The sequence below is a fragment of the Proteus genomosp. 6 genome (assembly GCF_040139785.1).
Lineage (GTDB): Bacteria > Pseudomonadota > Gammaproteobacteria > Enterobacterales > Enterobacteriaceae > Proteus.
On sequence record NZ_JBEEVJ010000052.1, the window covers coordinates 1 to 805 of the forward strand.

Consider the following 805-nt stretch of genomic DNA (forward strand, 5'->3'; position numbering starts at 1 on the left):
CGGTTGGATCACCTCCTTACCTAAGAGATACGTGTTATGTGCAGTGCTCACACAGATTGTCTGATGAAGAACGAGCAGAAATACCGGTATAGGCTTGTAGCTCAGGTGGTTAGAGCGCACCCCTGATAAGGGTGAGGTCGGTGGTTCAAGTCCACTCAGGCCTACCAAATCGTATTGATACTGCGTTATGAAGCAACTCGTTTACTTTAAGTAAACTTCGTTACTCCATGCCTTGTCTCACTACGATTAGCTCCCTTCTTAATTAAAGGAACATTTCCGATAAGAGAGAATGCTGAGTAACAAAAAACGGTATTAAGAATGCATTATGGGGCTATAGCTCAGCTGGGAGAGCGCCTGCCTTGCACGCAGGAGGTCAGCGGTTCGATCCCGCTTAGCTCCACCATAATCTCTTGAATATAAAACAATAATTCAGAGTATATTAGCAATAGTATACTGCGAATTATTTTGCTCTTTAACAATCTGGAACAAGCTGAAAAATTGAAAACAAATCAATATATCACCGAGGTATATTGATGAGTCTCTCAAAATCTCAAACTTTGAATGTGTTTTTCGACATCGAAGTGGGATGAGCGAGCAATTTACAGTTCGAGGCGGACAGCGCACAGCCAGCGCAACATACATAAGTATGTGAGCATGGCGAGCACTGCCCAACGACGAAATGTAATCTGCGCAGCCATCACCACCCAGACGTCTTCAAGAAAAGACATCTTCGGGTTGTGAGGTTAAGCGAATAAGCGTACACGGTGGATGCCTAGGCAATCAGAGGCGATGAAGGACGTGCTAA

The 805-nt window shown here is 44.5% G+C and carries 2 tRNA genes; both read left to right on the plus strand.

Annotated features, from left to right (window positions below):
* Positions 1-90 precede the first annotated feature (90 nt).
* Positions 91-167: transfer RNA gene (locus ABN212_RS18735), tRNA-Ile, on the plus strand.
* Between the two features lie 160 nt (positions 168-327).
* Positions 328-403: transfer RNA gene (locus ABN212_RS18740), tRNA-Ala, on the plus strand.
* Positions 404-805 lie beyond the last annotated feature (402 nt).